The following is a 17563-nucleotide window of genomic DNA, read 5'->3' on the forward strand; positions in this document are numbered from 1 at the left end:
GAGACAGTCATGAGCCACGAATTTCATAGCCTGATTACGGGCGCCTCATCGGGCATAGGCCGGGCAACGGCCATTCAGCTTTCCTCCACGCGGTCGCTCGTGTTGCACGGCAGGGACCGGGCGCGGCTGGAGGAGACGCGACAGCTTTGCGCTAACCCCGACGCCCACGCATTGTGGGTGCAGGATCTTCGCGAACTGGACGAGATCGAGTCCGGCTTCGTCGATTTCGTTTCGTCTCGCGGCATGCGTATCGAGAACTACGTCCACTGCGCCGGCGCGTGGATCATCGGCCCGCTTCGTTTGCTCGAGCGCGCGAGCGCGGTGGAAGTCATGAACGTGAACTTCATGTCGGCCATGGAAATTTCTCGCCTGCTCGTGCGACGCAAGGTGAACGACAAGGCGCTCCGCAACATCGTGTTCGTGTCGAGTACGGCGAGTCAGTTCGGCGCCAAGGGACTCGGGGTTTATTGCGCGAGCAAGGGCGCGCTCGATGCCTATATGCGCGCGCTCGCCGTCGAACTGGCGCCATCGGTTCGCGTCAACTCCATCCTGCCCGGCGCGGTTCATACGCCCATGACGGATTCGATATTCGGCAACGAGCAAGTGCGCGAGCGCATGGCGGAGTCGTATCCGCTAGGTCTCGGGCGTGAAAGCGACATAGCCGGCATGGCCGAATTCCTGTTGTCCGACAATGCACGCTGGATCACGGGCCAGCAACTCGTGGTCGATGGCGGCCGCTCGGTGAACATTTCCGCATGACACACACGCTCGCAGCCGTGACCGGCATCAAAAATCTCATTATCGTGGGCGCGGGCGCGTTGGGGCGGGAAGTGCTCGTCTGGTCGCAACAGGCCATCGCTGCGGGAACGCCATGGAAGGTCAAGGGGTTTCTCGACAGCCGCACCGACATGCTCGACGGCTTTGCGTGCGGCGCGCCCATCATCGGCTCGCCCGAAGCTTATCTACCGCTCGACGACGACATTTTTCTCTGCGCAATAGGCGATCCGTCGCAGAAGCGCGCCTACGTCACCCTGCTCGAAGACAAGGGCGCGGAGTTCGGTATCCTCGTGCATCCGACGGCGCTCGTGGGCAGGGACGTGAAACTCGGCGCGGGCTCAATCATCTGTCCGTTCACGCAGATGTCGTGCGATATCGACGTGGGCCGCCACGTGTTTATCGGCACTCACAGCAGCGTGGCGCATGACACGTCTATCGGCAGCTACACGCAGATTTGCGGTGCATGCCAACTGAACGGTCACGTCAACGTGGGAGAGGAAGTGTTTATCGCGAGCAGCGCGACGCTGCTGCCGAAGTGCAACGTCGGCGACCGCGCGTATGTCGGCGCAGGCAGCGTGGTCTTGCGACGCGTGAAGGCGCGTACCAAAGTGTTCGGCAATCCGGCGATGGTCATCGGCGAAATGGGCAACGAGCGTTGACATGGCACGCGTTAAAACGGCCGCGCGGCTTGAACACATCGACGGTTATCTGTCGCAGCTCGGCTTTCGCGCCAGCCCCGAGCCGACGCTCGCCACGTTGCGAGCCTTGCAGGAACGCCACACCCGCCGCTTTCCGTTCGAAAACCTGTCGACGCTCTTGCGGGAGCCTACGTCCATCGACGTGGCATCGCTCGAACAAAAGATCGTGCTCGGCGGGCGAGGCGGTTACTGCTACGAGCTCAACCTGCTTTTTCTCGCATTGCTCAGGCAGTTGGGATTCGACGCGCGCGGCCTGACGGGACGCGTCGTCATGGGCGGCCCGGAAACCGCGTGGGCGCCGCGAACGCATATGTCGATTCTCGTGACGTTTGGACCGGGCGACGACTACATCTCGGATGTGGGCTTCGGCCGCATGGTGCCGACGACTCCGCTGCGGCTCGATACGGATGCCGAGCAAACGACATCGCTCGAACGTTTCAGGCTGCTGCAACGCGAGGCCGGTTACGTGCTTCAGGCGCGGATAAACGGCGTCTGGCGCGCGCTATACGTATTCGACTTGCAACGTCAGGAACAGATCGACTTCGAGATAGGCAACTGGTTCATCTCGACGCATCCGGCGTCACCGCTTGCGTCGCAATTGGTCGTTGCGCGCACGGACGAGGGAAGACGCAAGAGTCTCGTCGATGGCAACTACGGCGTCCATCATCTCGATGCGGTCGCCGAGCGCCGTCAGATTTCCTGCACCGACGAACTGCTGGCCGTGCTGCAAGACGAGTTCGGCATCCGCCTGCCCGGCGGCGACTTGACGAACTTGCTGGGTCGACTCATCAAGCGCGTTTGATGCGGTGGCTTACCGGCCATCGAATCACGCGCTCGTCGTCCCCCACCCAAACGCCATTCCCGCCAACCATCTCCGATACGCCACCGACATCCGGTCGCACTTCTGATGCAACTCCGCATCGAGCGCGAGCGGCAGCAGCTTCGGCCATTGCGACTCCACGATCGGCGTGTCCTGCAGCAGAATCTCCATATTGAAGTCGTACAGCTCCTCGTCGCTGTGCGAAGTCTCGTCTTCGTGAATGGAAACGAGCCACGCGCGGGTCTCGGTCTGCGTCACGGGCGACGCCACCAGCATGATATGCAGTGCGCCCATTGCCCCCGACGCCATCTTCGTGAGACTCGCAACCAGCGGCCGCTTCACGCGATAAACGTAATCCATCATCGCGCCGCCCTGCCCCGGCAAACCCGCCGGCTGCCAGAAACGGCACTGGCGCGCTTCGAGTCCGTCGGCGCTTTCCACGACTTCATAGTCCGGCACTTCGGTATGCGCATCCTCGCCGAGAATGCCCACGTGCACGAACGAAAAGTGCGCCATGTCCAGGAAGTTTTCGACGACACGCGGCGCGGATGACTTCACCGTCTGCGGCGCAAGGTTGATGCGCCGTCCGCCCGGAATGGCGGCTTCGGGAAAGAAATCGAGCGCGTGCGCGGGCTCGCCGAAGCACATCCACACGACGCCGTATTTCTCCTCGGCGACGAACGCGGTGGCGCACGCGCGTTTCGAAGGCCGAAGCGACGGATTCGACGGAATCAGCACGCACTGACCAAGCGTGTCGTAGCGCCAGCCGTGATACGGACACGCGAGCTGATCGTTCGTCACCGTGCCCAGCGACAGTTGCGCGCCGCGATGCGGACAGTAGTCACGCCAGACATGCGCCACGCCTTCGGCATCGCGCCAGACGACGATGCGCTCATCCGCGACGATGAACGCTCGCGTCGAACCCGCCGGCACGTCATCGCCATTACAGACCGCCAGCCATTCGCCAGCGAGAGAAAAGTCGTCGCTCATAGCACTGAAGCATCCGCAGAAAACGCCGTTAATCATCTGTCCGAGATGCGTTCTTACACGATTCACAGCAGCTTGGCAAAACGTTGCAAAATACCAGTCGTCGAAGACGAACATCGCGACGGGGCCGCAATAAGACAGAAGCGCGACAGCAAAGACACGCGCAAAAGACCATAACAGCAAGAAATCACCACCAGGGGTTCGGTATGGAGCAGGCGCATCAACCGGCACGCCGGGCCTATGCCTTCGCATGGTCCGGCAACCGGAATCCCGAACGCGAGCAAGCCATGCTGCGTATCGGGATGGGAGCGGCAGTTCTGCTGGCTTATGCGGTGTATGCGTGGCGGCACCCTTCGGCCAACGCGTCGCTGATCACGCGGTTGATCGCGCTCTACGTGTCCTACGGTGCAATCACACTATTGCTCGTCAGCCGGATGATGGCGCTGTCCAACGTCCGGCTCGTCATCACCACTATCCTCGATCAGGCGTTGCTCGGCGCCATGCTCTTTCTCTGCGGCACGCTCGCCTTGCCGCTGCTGTGGGTGGTGTTCTGGTTTCTGATCGGCTCGGGATGCCGCTACGGCAAGCGCACGCTCGCCATTTCGTGCGCGATGGCGCTCGTCGCGATCGTCGCGCTGGCGTTGTGGCAACCGTGGTGGGTGGCAAACCGCGCCGCCGCGCTCGGGCTCGCGCTGAGCGTGCTGGGCGCGTCGGTGTATCTGAGCGTGCTGGTCGACAGGCTTGGCAGCGCGAATCGCGTGCTGGCGCGGCAGGCATCGACGGACCCGCTCACGGGCCTCTATAACCGTTACGCGCTCGAACAAACCGTGAATCGCGCGATGTCCGCGCCCGAAGCCGCCGACGCGAATACCAGCGCACTGCTACTGATCGATCTCGACGGCTTCAAGGGCGTGAACGATACCTACGGTCACGCGGTCGGCGACGTGCTGTTGCAGTCGTTCGCGCAATTGCTTGCACGGCGCATGCGCAAGACCGACACCATCGCGCGGCTGGGCGGCGACGAGTTCGTCGTGCTCGCGCGCAACATGCGCGATCGCAGCGCGGTGCTCACGCTCACCGATGGCATCCATTCGGCGCTCGCCGACCTCACGCTGGTGCAGGAGCGGCCAGTGAGCGTATCGGCGAGTATCGGCGCCTGCTTGCTGTCGAGCGCGGCAGAAGCGCATGACGCCGATATCACCGCCGTGCTGAGAGCCGCCGATCGCGCGATGTATCGCGCAAAGAGTCTCGGCGAAGGCAAGACGGTGTTCGCCGAGGCGCGCGACTTCGAGATGCATTGAGCCCATCCGCGCGCATTCGAGCGCCTTTGCAAAGGCAAAAGCAAAAAGCGCGCGGCCCCGGTTCGGGGCTTCGCGCGCCTCTACAACTCGGAACTCAAGCCTCGACGCTAGTCCACGACTGTTCCCGCAGCTTCGCACGCAAACGCGCCACGGCCTGGCTATGCAACTGGCACACGCGCGACTCGCTCACTTCCATCACCGCGCCGATTTCGCGCAGGTTGAGGCCCTTCTCGTAGTACAAGCTCATGAGCAGCTTCTCGCGCTCCGGCAACTTGTCGATGGCTTCGATCAGCGCGCCGCGCAGACTGTCGTCCAGAAGCGCCGACAGCGGGTCCGAACGATCGACGCAGTAACGGTCGAGGAACGGCTCGTCGTCCGCCGAGCGGTCGAAGTCTTCGTAATAGATCAACTGGCTGCCGTGCAAGTCCTGCAGCATCGACTGATACTCGTCGAGCGGCATCTTCATGTGCTCGGCGACTTCGGTCTCGCTGGCCGAACGGCCAAGGTTCTGTTCCACCTTGTGTACCGCCGACTCCACTTCGCGCGATGTCTTGCGCATGCTGCGTGGCAACCAGTCGTTGGCGCGCAACTCGTCGAGCATGGCGCCGCGAATACGCTGACTTGCGTAGGTTTCGAACTGGGCGCCCTGATCTTCCTTGTAGCGGCTAGCCGCATCGAGGAGGCCAATCATGCCGGCCTGGATCAGATCGTCGAGATCGACGCTCGCCGGCATTTTGGCGACGAGCTGGAGTCCGAGGCGGCGAACGAGCGGCGCATATTTCGTAAGCACGTCGGACTGCGAGAGTTTGCCTTGGGCGTTATACATCCTGTTCACCTTTCAATATCACATCGACGCCGTGCTGCTCATTGCATGATCGGAAAACGCCGCCGCTCGGTGCGCCGCTTTCCGTCCGCTTTCACCAGACTCGCCAACCGGAATGTGCGCGTCGTACTGGCTCGCTTCGTCGCCGCGCGAAAACGGCGCGGGACGCATCGGCCAGTGCAGCAGCTCGGCTGCGATGTAGCGGTAGTCGCGCGCCGCGGCCGTAGCCGGAAACGCTTCCACCGCACACCGAGAGAGCTCCCTCGCCCGAGCGACGCGCGCATCCTCGGACACATACCCTGCCTGCACGAGCGAAACGGCCAGATAACGGCTCGCGACACCCGAGAGGTTGTCGAACGCGACCGCTGCATCGGCTGCGTCCTGCACGTGATTCATCAGCACGCGGAACTGGCCGATCGCGTGGGCGTAGTGCAAGCGCTTCATGCACGCATACGCCTCGGTGATCGCCGACGCGGCTACCCGCGTCACTATCAGAAAGTCATGCGCCTGCGCCGCGAGCGACGAGAGCGCGCCATTACGATCGAGTTGCGCATCGATCAGCACGATATCCGCGGGGCCGTCGAGCAGCGCGCGTGCTTGCGCCGCATCGTGGCTGATACGTTCATCGCGCGGTGCGGCGATCAGCGAAAAACCCATCGGCGTGCGCACCGCGACATCCTGCAGTTCGCGACGGCCGGACATCACCGCCGAGAGCGCGCCCGCGCCATCCACACCCGCCATGCGGCTGACCGAGCCCGCGTTATGCCGCTCGTCGATGACGAGCACATCCTTGCCATGCACGGACAACGCCGCGCCGAGGTTCACTACCGCCGACGTGCAACCGATGCCCGCCGGTCCGCCCACTACAGCCACCACGCGAGAACTGGCGCGCGTCAGCAGCCTTCTCAGGCCTTCAGCCTGATCGAGCACGAACTTATCCAAAATGGACTCCATGCAGTTCGGTCGTGGCGCGTGCGGACAGTGCGGACAGAAGCGCCGGCACATCGTCGTCTTGCGGCACGAAAGGCGAGCCATCGCGCGGAATGCAGAACGCGCTCTTGATGAGGAAACGCTTGGTTGCGACGTACAAGTTCTCCGGCACCTTCTGACCGGTCGATACGTAATGCACCGGCAGCTTGTAGCGGATGACCGTATCGAGCACGCTGCCGAGGTTGGTCGCCTCGTCGAGCTTGGTCAGAATGCAGCCCGCGAGCGGCGGCTGGTCCGGCGCACTCTTGTAGGCCTGCACGACTTCGTTGAGCGTGTCGCCGTGGCTCGTGGCGTTCAGCAGCAACAAGCGTTGCACCGGCTGACCCGTGCCGCACAGCATCGCGATCTGGTCGGAGACCGTGCGATCGCGCTGGCTCATGCCGATCGTGTCGATCAGCACGATATGTTTGTTGCGCAGTTCGGAGAGCGCGAGTTGCAGGTCAGCGCCGTCCTTTACCGCGTGCACCGACACGCCGAGAATCTTGCCGAAGATGCGCAGTTGTTCATGCGCGCCGATCCGGTAGCTGTCCGTCGTCAGGAGCGCGACCTTGCTGGCGCCGAAGCGCATCACGCAGCGCGCCGCGAGCTTTGCCGTGGTCGTCGTCTTGCCGACGCCCGTCGGGCCCATCAGCGCGAACACGCCGCCGCGTTCCATCAACGCGTCTTCGCTCGGCATCACCGGCAGATTCGATTCGAGAACTTGCTGCACCCATTCGAGCGCGTTTTCCACGTTCTCCATCGACGGCATGTTGTCGATCACCATGCGCACGAGTTGCGCGGAGAAACCGGCGGCGAAGAGGCGCTTGGTCAAGGCCGAGTTGGTCGGGTTGCGGCGCTGGCGGTCGCCCCACAGCAAACCCGAGAAGTGCTCTTCCATCATCTCGCGCATCGACGAGAGTTCGTTCATCACCGTTTCGTTGACGACTTGCTCCATGCGCGTGCGGATGGCTTCGGTCACGACGGCTGCGGCATTAGCCGGCAAGCCTTCGAAATTGCCCGATGCGGCCGGCGCTTCGTCGGCGGGTTGCGGTGCTGCGTTGATCTTCTGTGCGGCGCGGCGTGCGGCGACTTGCGCGGCTTCACGCGCCCAGTCGGGCGTTTCGATCTTTGCGTGCGCTTGCGCGGCGGGTGCGGCAGGCGCGGCGGCAACCGGTTGCGCGGCGGCTTGTGCACGCGGCGCTTGCTGGCGCGGTGCGTCGGCTGCCTTGACCGATACCGGCACGCCCATGCCGCGTGCAATTGCGGCGGACGGCGTCAGCGGCCGGTTCGACGGCACCGAAGCCTGTTGCGCGATACGGCGCGCATGTTCGATCAACCACGGATTGGAATCGGCCATCGTGCGCGGTGCTTCCATGCGCTCTTCGTCGGCTTGCTCGTCGAAATCGTCGGCGTCGGCGGTGTTGCCGAAGACGGAGGAGAAAACATCGCCGCTGGCGTAGGGGTTCATCGGAGAGCTGGGAGCGGCGGCCTGCTGCTTCATCGCGGCGGCTGCGGCTTGTGCAAGCGCGGCGCGCGGCGTGGCGCTGGCGAACGGCGCGGCGGCGGCTTGTTCGCGTGCGGCCTTCGCGGGCGAGATCGAAGCGAGATCGCTATCCGCGACACCGACGATTTCCACCGATCCATCGTCGAGCGTGCGGTTGGACAACACCACGGCATCGGGTCCGAGCGCTTCACGGACCTGGCGCAGAGCGTCACGACTGTTCGCGCCGATGAATTTACGAATGTTCAAACTGGCCCCCGATGAGGATAAATGCAGCGATATTTGCGAGGCGAGCACCCTTTGGTTATTTCCGTGCCCGCTTTTCAGTGAAGCCATTATTGCGAAGATCACTTCGGGCCTATCGCTGGATAAAGGGTGTGAAAGAGGGGTATTTCGACTGATGGAAACAACCCGGCCGTGCGGATTGCGTCGCGCGTCATGCGGGAAAAAATGCCGGTCTGGCACGATCGACGCGACGGGACGAGAGATGTCGCTTGGCGGTTTGTCCGGCTGTGAGGCGCGCGGCGGCAGGCGCGTTGCGCGCCAAGGCGGCCGGACTGCATCAGCCAGAGTCCCATCCAGCGGCGTAAGCTACGGTCTGCGGCTCGAAACCCGGGCTCACCGATGCTCACTGACAAAGGAGACTTGTTCGCATGGCATCCGCTTCTCATGGCCAGACCACCGGCGCGCGTCTGGTTGTCGATGCGCTCGTTCATCACGGTGTCGAACGCGTGTTCTGCGTGCCGGGCGAGAGCTTTCTCGCCGTCCTGGATTCGCTGCACGACGAAACCAGCCAGATACAGACGATCGTCTGCCGCCACGAAGCCGGCGCGGCGAACATGGCCGAGGCGGTCGGCAAGCTGACGGGGCGTCCGGGCGTGGCTATCGTCACGCGCGGGCCGGGCGCGACGCACGCGTCCATCGGCGTGCACACCGCTTTCCAGGACTCGACGCCGATGATCCTGCTGATCGGCCAATGCGCGCGGGATCACATGGATCGCGAGGCGTTTCAGGAAATCGACTATCGGCGCATGTTCGGGCAAATGGCGAAGTGGGTCGCGCAAATCGACGATCCGCGCCGCGTGCCGGAGTATCTGAGCCACGCGTTCCATGTCGCGACGGCGGGACGTCCTGGCCCGGTCGTGCTGGCGTTACCCGAAGACATGCTGACCGAAGCGTGCGACGCGGCGCCGCCCGTGCCGCGCTATCAGCGCGTCGCGGCGGCGCCGTCGCAGGCGCAGATCGAGCGCGTGCGCGAACTGCTCGCCAACGCGAAGACACCGTTCGTGATCGCGGGCGGCAGCGGCTGGACCGCCGAGGCGACGCAGGACTTCGCGCGCTTCATCGAGCGCTGGCAGTTGCCGGCGGGATGCGCGTTCCGCTATCAGGACACGCTTCATAACGAGCATCCGAATTACGCGGGCGATGTCGGGCTCGGCATCAATCCGGCGCTGGGCGCGCGCGTGCGCGAAGCGGACGTGCTCTTCGTTCTCGGCCCGCGCATGGGTGAATCGACGACGGGCGGCTACACGCTGCTCGACATCCCGAAGACGAAGCAGACGCTGATTCACGTGCATCAGGGCGCGGAGGAACTGGGCCGCGTGTATAGCGCCGATCTGCCGATCGTCTCCGGCATGCCCGAGATTGCGTCGATGCTTGCCGCGCTCGAACCACCCGCGCAGATCGCGTGGTCGGGCAGCGCCGAGACGGCGCACGCCGCGTATCTCGAATGGCGCAAGCCGCGCCCCATGCTCGGCGATGTCCAGCTCGGCGAGATCATGCGCACGCTTTCGGAGCGCCTGCCCGAAGACGCGATTCTCACCAACGGCGCGGGCAACTACGCGACCTGGCTGCATCGGCATTATTCGTATCGGCACTTCCGCTCGCAAGTTGCGCCGACGAGCGGTGCGATGGGTTACGGCGTGCCCGCGGCCATCGCGGCGAAGTCGCTGTATCCGCAGCGCACGGTGATCGCGTTCGCGGGCGATGGCTGCTTCATGATGTCGAGCCACGAACTCGCCACGGCGATGCAGTACCAGCTGCCGGTGATTTTCGTGGTCGTGAACAACGGGCAGTTCGGCACGATCCGCATGCATCAGGAGCGGCACTATCCGCATCGGGTCCATGGCACGGGGCTGACGAACCCCGACTTCGCGGCTTATGCGCGCGCGTTCGGGGCGCACGGCGAGCGGGTCGAATCGACGGAGCAGTTCATGCCGGCGTTCGAGCGCGCTGTGAGTTCCGGATTGCCCGCGGTGATCGAGATTCGGATTCCGGCGGATCAGAGCACGCCGGGCGCGACGCTCGAACAGATTCGGGAGCAGGGGAAGCGCTGAGGGATAGCTTTCGATTGACTTGCGATGTCCTTCCGGTGGAAGTAGAGTGTTCGGACTTCAAACCACCGGGAGTCGACGATGTTCAAGGTACTGGCTTTGTCATTGGCAATGGGTTTCTCCGGCGCCGCGTTCGCGAAGGCGGACTGCACGGCGCATCCCAAGAGCGAGTGGATCAAGGAGTCGGACGCCAAGGCGCAACTCGAAGCGCAGCGCTACAAGATCCGCAAGTTCAAGATCGATGGCAACTGCTATGAAATCTACGGGCACGACAAGAATGGCAAGAAGGTCGAGATCTACTACGACACCAAGACGCTGGCTGTCGTGAAATCGGAAGTCGAATAAGCGCGCTTCGTCATGTCTGCCAAGACCGGCCCTCGCGTGAAGGTCTGGGATCTTTGGGTCCGGCTCACACACTGGATCGTGGCGGGCGTCGTTTCATGGAATCTTTTTGGGCCAACAGACCAGACGCATCGAGTGCTTGGCTATATCGCGGCGGGGTTGGTGCTGGCGCGTATCGTGTGGGGTTTCGTCGGTTCGCGGCATGCGCGCTTTGCCGCCTGGTGGCCGGGCGCCGCGCAGCTTCGTACCTATCTCCGTTCGCTTGCAGCGGGCAAGCCCCTACATCATGTCTCGCATAATCCATTGGGCGCGTTGATGGCCGTTGCGTTGTGGTTCCTGGTACTGGCGCTCGCGGTATCCGGCTGGATCATGCGGCTCGATGCCTTCTGGGGCGAAGACTGGCCACAAGAGATCCACACATGGCTGTCTTATCTGATCGAAATATGCGTGTGCGTGCATGTCGTCGCGGCGGTGTCGATGAGCTTGTGGACACGAGAGAATTTAATCGGCGGGATGGTGACGGGACTCAAGCGCGTTAAACAGCACGATGAAAGCGATCGAGCAACTGATGCCTAAGCGCGTCAGATTCAGCTAATCGGCAAATGACTGATAGATCGCTTGAGATTTAGGCAGCAACAAGCGGTGACGTCGGCGCACGAGCCGATTCTTTTAAGCATTAAACACTATCAGCAGCCTGCATTCGCTTTGGATAATTGAGTTAATCGCCCATTCGGCGAGCCACCTCAGTTTGAAGAAGGAGCGAACTAAACGATGTCTCACGCAGCGAAGCAACTGACGAAGATCGGCGTCTTCTACGATGGGAATTACTTTGATCTGGTGAGCAAGTACTACATGCACCAGCATCCGAAAAAAGCATGGCTTTCGATTCACGGTTTGCATGAATACATTCGCCACAGAGTAGCGCTTGTCGAGACAGTGGACGCGCGCGATTGTCAGGTGATCGACGCGCATTACTTCCGAGGCCGATTCTCAGCGCGCAAGAGCGCGGACAAAGGCCACGACATTCTGTTCAACGAGCGTGTACTCGACGACATCCTGATGCGGGAGAACGTCACGGCGCATTACTTCCCAATGAGCTTCGCTGGCAAGGAAAAGGGCATCGATGTCTGGCTGGCTCTTGAAGCGTTCGAGCTTTCCATTTACAAGCAGTTCAATGTGGTCGTCCTTATTGCAGGCGACAGTGATTACATACCGCTCGCGCGTAAGCTCAAGACGCTTGGTATTCGAGTAATGGTTGTTTGCTGGTCTTACTCATTCGAGACTACGACTAGAGAACAAAAGGGCGCAAATCCGAGCCAGATGTTGCTCAACGAGGTGAGTTATCCATTGATGATGTCCGAGGTCATCGACCGGATGGATGACGCGCGAGGAGACGAGCGGGCCGTTTTGAGCGGGTTGTTTCAGATCAGACGCGACAGGCCTCCGTCCTCTGGGGCAGCGGAGGATGTCTGGAAGATGGGCGTCATTGCAAGTCTGAAAGATCACTTCGGCTTCATCAAACCGGCAAGCGGTTCGAACACAAGCATCTACTTCCGATACGCCGTTCTGACGGATGCCGACCCGGATGGACTCGAAGAAGGCATGGAAGTGAGTTACCAGGCTAATGAAACGCCGAGAGGCTTGCAGGCCGTGAAAGTTCGTACTGGCTAAATTGTCGTTGGATCACAAATAAGAACGGCCCGGTCGCACACGACCGGGCCATCCAAAACAGCCACTAAACCTTACTTCCCACCCACGCTCTGCAGCGTCGTCCACTTCCCGCCAACGACCTTATACAGCGTGATACCGCCGTTCTTCAGATCGCCCTTCGAGTCGTACGCCAGATGCTTCGTGGTCACGCCTTGCATGTCGGTCTTGGCAAGCAGCGGCAGATACTTTGCCGGGTCCGTCGAGTTGGCCGCCTTCATTGCGTTGAACATGGCCATTGCACCGTCGTAGGCGTAGGGCGAGTACGTCTCTACGTCTTCGTTGAAGCGCTTCTTGTACTTCGCCGTGTAGTCCGCGCCGCCAGGCATCTGGTCCATCGGCAGGCCGGCGAGCGATGCCACCGTGCCATCGGCCGCGTCGCCCGCGATCTTGATGAAGGTGTCGGTCTTGACCATCTCGCCCGCCATCAGCGGTGCACGAAAGCCAAGCGTCTTCATTTGCTTGGCCATCGGCGCGGCTTGCGAATCCGCGCCGCCGTAGTACACGAGGTCAGGATTCGACGACTTGATCTTGGTCAGAATCGCCTTGAAGTCGACAGCCTTGTCGTTCGTGAATTCGCGCACGACGATGTTGCCGCCCGACGCCTTCGCTGCCTTCTCGAACTGGTCGGCGAGACCCTGGCCGTAAGCCGTGCGGTCATCGACGATGGCGATCTTCTTCACTTTCAGCGTCTTCACCGCAAACTCGCCCGCGACCGAGCCTTGCTGCGTGTCGGACGTCATCATGCGGAAGGCCGTCTTGAAGCCTTGCGTGGTGTACTCCGGCGCGGTTGCCATCGCGATTTCGGGGATGCCGGCATTCGCATAGATGCGCGATGCCGGAATGGTCGTGCCCGAGTTGAAGTGGCCGAGCATGCCCTTGATGCCGTCGTCGACGAGCTTCTGCGCGACGGTCGTGCCCGTGCGCGGGTCGGCCTGATCGTCCGCCGAATCGAGCACGATGCGAACCGGCTTGCCGCCGATCACCGGCTTCGTGGCGTTGAAGTCCTCGACCGCGAGCGTGATGCCGTTCTGGAAATCCTTGCCGTAGTGCGCCTGCGCACCGGTCATCGGCCCGGCGAAGCCGACCTTCACATCTTCTGCTGTTTGCGCGAACGCAGTCCCCGCGAGCGACAGGCCGGCGAGCGTCAGGGCGGCTGCCAGCTTGTTCATCGTGTGCTTCATAGCTTCTCCTAGTACCAGTGTGAATGGCAGCTCGTCGCCGGGATCGCCGTGCCTGCTGCCGTTTGTTTGAATCGAGCGCGAGAGGATACTTCTCAACCGATCGTCATCAAATTCGCATTGCCGCCCGCCGCCGCCGTGTTCACGCTCACCGAGCGTTCCGTCAGCAGACGTTCGAGCGCATAGTCTTCGCCGTCATGATCAGCATCGGCGAATGTTCCCGCCGCCACGCCCTGCACCGATACGATCGGTCCCGGGCGCTTCGCGACTTCCTTCACGAGCGACAACAGTTCGTCGCTGTCGCCTTCGAACAGCACGGCATCGAACTCCGCCGCCGCGTCTTTCCTGACCGCCGCATACGGCTTGAGCGATGCCGGCAGCGACGCCGCCAACTGCTCGCCCGCCGAACCGGCGAACAGCGCCTTGTTGCCCGTTGCCAGCACGGCGGCAAACTGCGCCCGCGCGCCGCTCGGGGTTGCCGCCACGCACAGCACCGTGCCGCGCGCGCCGAGCGTGTACGTGTTGCGCTCGCCGGTCGGACCGGACAGCACGGCCGTCGCGCCCGCGAGCACGTGTTGCAGATAACCGTCGCAACGCGCCGCGGTCTGCGGATCGCGTTCGCCGATCGACCAGTCGCGCAGCGCCGTGAGAGCGGCGGTCGGGGCATCGGCGGATGCCGCCTTGTCCACCACGAGCGCGCTTGCCAGCGACTTCGGCAATCCAGTGGGACGCTTGGCCAGCAAGCGCTGCAAGTACAACGCGCCGCCCGCCTTCGGACCCGTGCCCGACAAACCTTCGCCGCCGAACGGCTGCACGCCGACCACCGCGCCGATCACATTGCGGTTCACGTAGATGTTGCCCACGTGCGCGCGCGAGATCACATGCGCGATGGTTTCGTCGATCCGCGTGTGGATGCCGAGCGTCAGTCCATAACCGGTCGACCGAATTTGGTCGAGGAGTTTATCAAGAGACGAACGGCGGTAACGCACCACATGAAGCACCGGGCCGAAGACCTCGCGCTTGAGTTCGTCGATGCCGTCGAGTTCGATCAGCGTCGGCGGCACGAATGTGCCTTGCGCGCAACCGTCCGGCAGCGGCAGTTGCACGACCTTGCGGCCCTTCTCGCGCATCTGCGCAACGTGCGCGTCGATGCCGCGTTTCGCGTCGGCATCGATCACGGGACCGACATCCGCCGACAGCCGGTCAGGATTGCCCACCGCGAGTTGCTTCATCGCGCCGGTCAGCATTTCGAGCGTGCGATCCGCGACATCGTCTTGCAGACAAAGAACGCGTAGCGCCGAGCAGCGTTGACCCGCCGAGTCGAACGACGACTGCATGACGTCCGCGACGACCTGTTCCGCAAGCGCCGAGGAATCGACGATCATCGCGTTCTGGCCGCCGGTTTCGGCGATGAGCGGAATCGGGCGGCCGTCCGGATCGAGCCGTTCGGACAGCGTCTTGTTGATGAGGCGCGCGACCTCGGTCGAGCCGGTGAACATCACGGCGCGCGTGCGCGGGTCGGCGACGAGCGCTGCGCCCACGGTTTCACCGTTGCCCGGCAACAGTTGCACGGCGCCCGGCGGCACGCCCGCTTCGCGCAGAATGCGCACGGCTTGCGCGGCGATCAGCGGCGTTTGCTCGGCTGGCTTCGCGAGCACCGGATTGCCAGCCGCGAGCGCCGCCGCGACCTGACCCATGAAAATCGCGAGCGGGAAGTTCCACGGGCTGATGCAGACCACCGGTCCGAGCGGACGATGCGTGTCGTTCGAAAATTCCTCGCGAATCTGTGCGGAGTAATAGCGCAGGAAGTCGATAGCCTCGCGAATCTCCGATACCGCGTTCGCCAGCGACTTGCCGGCTTCGCGCACGACGAGGCCCATCAGCGTGTGCATCTGCGCTTCGAGCAAGTCGGCGGCGCGCGTGAGGCAGTCGGCGCGGTCATCGACGGGCGTCGCTTGCCAGATCGGCGCGGCGGCCACCGCGTTGGCGATCGCGGCGCCAACTTGTTCCTTCGACGCTTCCACCACCGTGCCGACGAGATCGCGCAGATCGGCGGGATTGCGAATGTCGCGTGCGACGCCGTTGTGCGGATCGTCGCCTTCGAGCATCGGCTCGGCGCGCCACTGATGATTCGCGCTCGCGAGCAACGCCGACGACAGCGACGCCAGGCGATGCTCGTTCGACAAGTCCAGACCCATCGAATTGGGCCGCTCGTCCCCGTACAACTGACGCGGCAGCGGAATCTTCGCGTGCGGCGCGCCGAGCGGCACGATCTTCTGCGCTTCGTCGATCGGGTCTTCGACGAGATCCTTCACGGGGATGGATTCATCGGCAATACGGTTCACGAACGATGTGTTCGCGCCGTTTTCGAGCAGACGCCGCACGAGATACGCGAGCAGCGTTTCGTGCGTGCCGACCGGCGCATACACGCGGCATGGCCGGTTCAGCTTGTCGCGGCCCGTGACTTCTTCATAGAGCGGTTCACCCATGCCGTGCAGGCACTGAAACTCGTACTGGCCGGGATAGTAATTCTGTCCCGCGAGGTGATAGATAGCCGACAGCGTGAACGCGTTGTGCGTCGCGAACTGCGGATAGACGGCATCCGGCGCGCCGAGCAGTTTTTTCGCGCAAGCAAGATACGAGATGTCCGTATAAATCTTGCGCGTATAAACCGGATAGCCTTCGAGGCCGTCCACTTGCGCGCGCTTGATTTCGGTATCCCAATACGCGCCCTTCACGAGACGAATCATCAGCCGATGCCGGCTGCGGCGCGCCAGGTCGATCAGGTAATCGATCACGAACGGGCAGCGTTTCTGATAACCCTGCACCACGAAGCCGATGCCGTTCCAGCCCGCGAGCGCCGGGTCGAAGCACAGCGCTTCGAGCAGATCGAGCGAGATTTCAAGGCGATCCGCTTCTTCCGCGTCGATGTTCAGGCCAATGTCGTAACGACGCGCGAGCAGCGCCAGCGCGCGCACGCGCGGCAGCAGTTCGCTCATGGTGCGTTCCTGCTGCGAACGCGAATAACGCGGATGCAGCGCCGAGAGCTTGATCGAGATGCCCGGGCCTTCGTAGATGCCGCGCCCGCCCGCCGCCTTGCCGATAGCGTGAATCGCCTGCTCGTAGGACGCGTAGTAACGCTGCGCGTCTTCCTCGGTGGTCGCTGCTTCGCCCAGCATGTCGTAGGAATAGCGGAAACCGCGCGCCTCGAACTTGCGACTGTTCGCGAGCGCTTCGGAGATGGTCTCGCCGGTGACGAACTGCTCGCCCATGAGGCGCATCGCCATGTCCACACCCTTGCGGATCAGCGGCTCGCCGCCTTTGCCGATCATGCGCGTCAACGCCGACGACAAACCGGCCTCGCTATTCGTCGTGACGAGCTTGCCGGTGATCATCAAGCCCCACGTCGCCGCATTCACGAACAGCGACGGCGCCTGGCCCATGTGCGAACGCCAGTCGCCCTTGCTGATCTTGTCGCGGATGAGCGCGTCGCGGGTCGCGCGGTCGGGAATGCGCAGCAGCGCTTCGGCGAGACACATCAGCGCAACGCCTTCCTGACTCGACAGCGAGAACTCGTGGATCAACCCTTCCACGCCGCCGCCCGTGCTCTTCGCGCGCAAGGCTTCGACGAGTCTGGTCGCGAGCTTTTCGGTATCGGCGGAAACGCTGGCCGGCAAGCGCGCTTGTCCGATCAGGAACGGCACGCATTCGGGTTCCGGGCGACGATACGCCGCCGTGATCGCCGCGCGCAACACCGACTGCGGTTGCACGTTCTGCGCGAAATCGAGGAAAGGTTGCGGCGCGCTGTCGTCATCGCCCTCGACGGCTACGGTCTCGCCGGGTTCGCCCGAGCCGTTCGTGCCCGAGAGTTCCGGCGGAAGCTGACCATGCTCGATACGCTCCAGATAGGCAAAGATCGCCTGCTTGATGAGCCAGTGAGGAGTGCGCTCGAGCCGGGTCGCGGCATCTCTGAGCCGTGAACGCAGCAGATCGTCGACTTTGACGCCAAGGGTTGTGCTCGCCATGATTCCTTCGTTTGCCGGACGTGCTCACCCGGCGGTAGACCTAAAAGTTGGCGAATCGTACTCCGCTGAAATAAAAGGTGCAACCGACAATTTCGAGAG

General features: G+C 62.9%; 14 protein-coding genes. 8 read left to right on the forward strand and 6 right to left on the reverse strand.

Annotation, left to right across the window (positions count from 1 at the left end):
• Window positions 1-9 precede the first annotated feature (9 nt).
• From LDZ28_RS13390 to LDZ28_RS13400, 3 genes are read left to right on the forward strand one after another with little or no spacing between them, the layout of a single operon-like run.
• Window positions 10-759 carry an SDR family NAD(P)-dependent oxidoreductase gene (locus LDZ28_RS13390; RefSeq protein ID WP_244826585.1) on the forward strand — a complete coding sequence of 250 codons (750 nt, stop codon included), beginning with the start codon at window positions 10-12 and terminating at the stop codon, window positions 757-759.
• The gene (locus LDZ28_RS13395; RefSeq protein ID WP_244826586.1) at window positions 756-1436 is read left to right on the forward strand and encodes an acetyltransferase; all 681 of its coding nucleotides are present in this window, start codon (window positions 756-758) and stop codon (window positions 1434-1436) included. Before LDZ28_RS13390 ends, LDZ28_RS13395 begins: the two co-directional genes overlap by 4 nt.
• 1 nt (window position 1437) lies before the next feature.
• Window positions 1438-2277 (forward strand): arylamine N-acetyltransferase, encoded by an 840-nt coding sequence (locus LDZ28_RS13400; protein WP_244826587.1) that lies wholly within the window; start codon window positions 1438-1440, stop codon window positions 2275-2277.
• A gap of 24 nt (window positions 2278-2301) precedes the next feature.
• On the opposite strand, the gene LDZ28_RS13405 is transcribed toward LDZ28_RS13400, so the two are convergent.
• A complete protein-coding gene (locus tag LDZ28_RS13405; protein WP_244826588.1) occupies window positions 2302-3285 on the reverse strand; it encodes an aromatic ring-hydroxylating dioxygenase subunit alpha in 984 nt (327 codons plus the stop codon).
• Between the two features lie 203 nt (window positions 3286-3488).
• Here LDZ28_RS13405 and LDZ28_RS13410 point away from each other — a divergent pair, with 203 nt between their 5' ends.
• Window positions 3489-4583 (forward strand): diguanylate cyclase, encoded by a 1095-nt coding sequence (locus LDZ28_RS13410; RefSeq protein ID WP_244826589.1) that lies wholly within the window; start codon window positions 3489-3491, stop codon window positions 4581-4583.
• Between the two features lie 94 nt (window positions 4584-4677).
• On the opposite strand, the gene LDZ28_RS13415 is transcribed toward LDZ28_RS13410, so the two are convergent.
• The 3 genes from LDZ28_RS13415 to flhF are packed head-to-tail and all read right to left on the reverse strand — an operon-like array spanning window position 4678 to window position 8125.
• On the reverse strand, window positions 4678-5409 hold the full coding sequence (locus LDZ28_RS13415) for an RNA polymerase sigma factor FliA (RefSeq protein WP_244826590.1): 732 nt from the start codon (window positions 5407-5409) through the stop codon (window positions 4678-4680).
• Window positions 5410-5427: 18 nt separating this feature from the next.
• Entirely contained in the window at window positions 5428-6348 is a 921-nt protein-coding gene (locus tag LDZ28_RS13420; protein WP_244828138.1) for a MinD/ParA family protein, read from the reverse strand.
• On the reverse strand, window positions 6341-8125 hold the full coding sequence (gene flhF, locus LDZ28_RS13425; RefSeq protein WP_244826591.1) for a flagellar biosynthesis protein FlhF: 1785 nt from the start codon (window positions 8123-8125) through the stop codon (window positions 6341-6343). Before flhF ends, LDZ28_RS13420 begins: the two co-directional genes overlap by 8 nt.
• 404 nt (window positions 8126-8529) lie before the next feature.
• On the opposite strand from flhF, the gene LDZ28_RS13430 reads away from it, so the two are divergent.
• The 4 genes from LDZ28_RS13430 to LDZ28_RS13445 all read left to right on the forward strand — a co-directional run bounded on the left by LDZ28_RS13430 (window position 8530) and on the right by LDZ28_RS13445 (window position 12222).
• Window positions 8530-10212, forward strand: a complete 1683-nt coding sequence (locus LDZ28_RS13430) for a thiamine pyrophosphate-binding protein (protein ID WP_244826592.1) — start codon at window positions 8530-8532, stop codon at window positions 10210-10212.
• 78 nt (window positions 10213-10290) lie between these two features.
• The gene (locus LDZ28_RS13435) at window positions 10291-10554 is read left to right on the forward strand and encodes a PepSY domain-containing protein (protein WP_244826593.1); all 264 of its coding nucleotides are present in this window, start codon (window positions 10291-10293) and stop codon (window positions 10552-10554) included.
• A 12-nt stretch (window positions 10555-10566) separates the two neighbouring features.
• Window positions 10567-11127: a cytochrome b/b6 domain-containing protein gene (locus LDZ28_RS13440; RefSeq protein WP_244826594.1), complete on the forward strand. Its 561-nt coding sequence runs from the start codon at window positions 10567-10569 to the stop codon at window positions 11125-11127.
• Window positions 11128-11322: 195 nt separating this feature from the next.
• Complete coding sequence (locus LDZ28_RS13445) at window positions 11323-12222, forward strand: NYN domain-containing protein (RefSeq protein WP_244826595.1); 900 nt, start codon at window positions 11323-11325, stop codon at window positions 12220-12222.
• A gap of 71 nt (window positions 12223-12293) precedes the next feature.
• On the opposite strand, the gene LDZ28_RS13450 is transcribed toward LDZ28_RS13445, so the two are convergent.
• Both LDZ28_RS13450 and putA read right to left on the reverse strand, forming a co-directional pair.
• On the reverse strand, window positions 12294-13442 hold the full coding sequence (locus tag LDZ28_RS13450; protein ID WP_244826596.1) for a branched-chain amino acid ABC transporter substrate-binding protein: 1149 nt from the start codon (window positions 13440-13442) through the stop codon (window positions 12294-12296).
• A gap of 92 nt (window positions 13443-13534) precedes the next feature.
• Window positions 13535-17464 carry a trifunctional transcriptional regulator/proline dehydrogenase/L-glutamate gamma-semialdehyde dehydrogenase gene (gene putA, locus LDZ28_RS13455; protein ID WP_244826597.1) on the reverse strand — a complete coding sequence of 1310 codons (3930 nt, stop codon included), beginning with the start codon at window positions 17462-17464 and terminating at the stop codon, window positions 13535-13537.
• Between the last annotated feature and the right edge of the window lie 99 nt (window positions 17465-17563).

The sequence above is a fragment of the Caballeronia sp. TF1N1 genome, assembly GCF_022878925.1.
GTDB lineage: Bacteria > Pseudomonadota > Gammaproteobacteria > Burkholderiales > Burkholderiaceae > Caballeronia.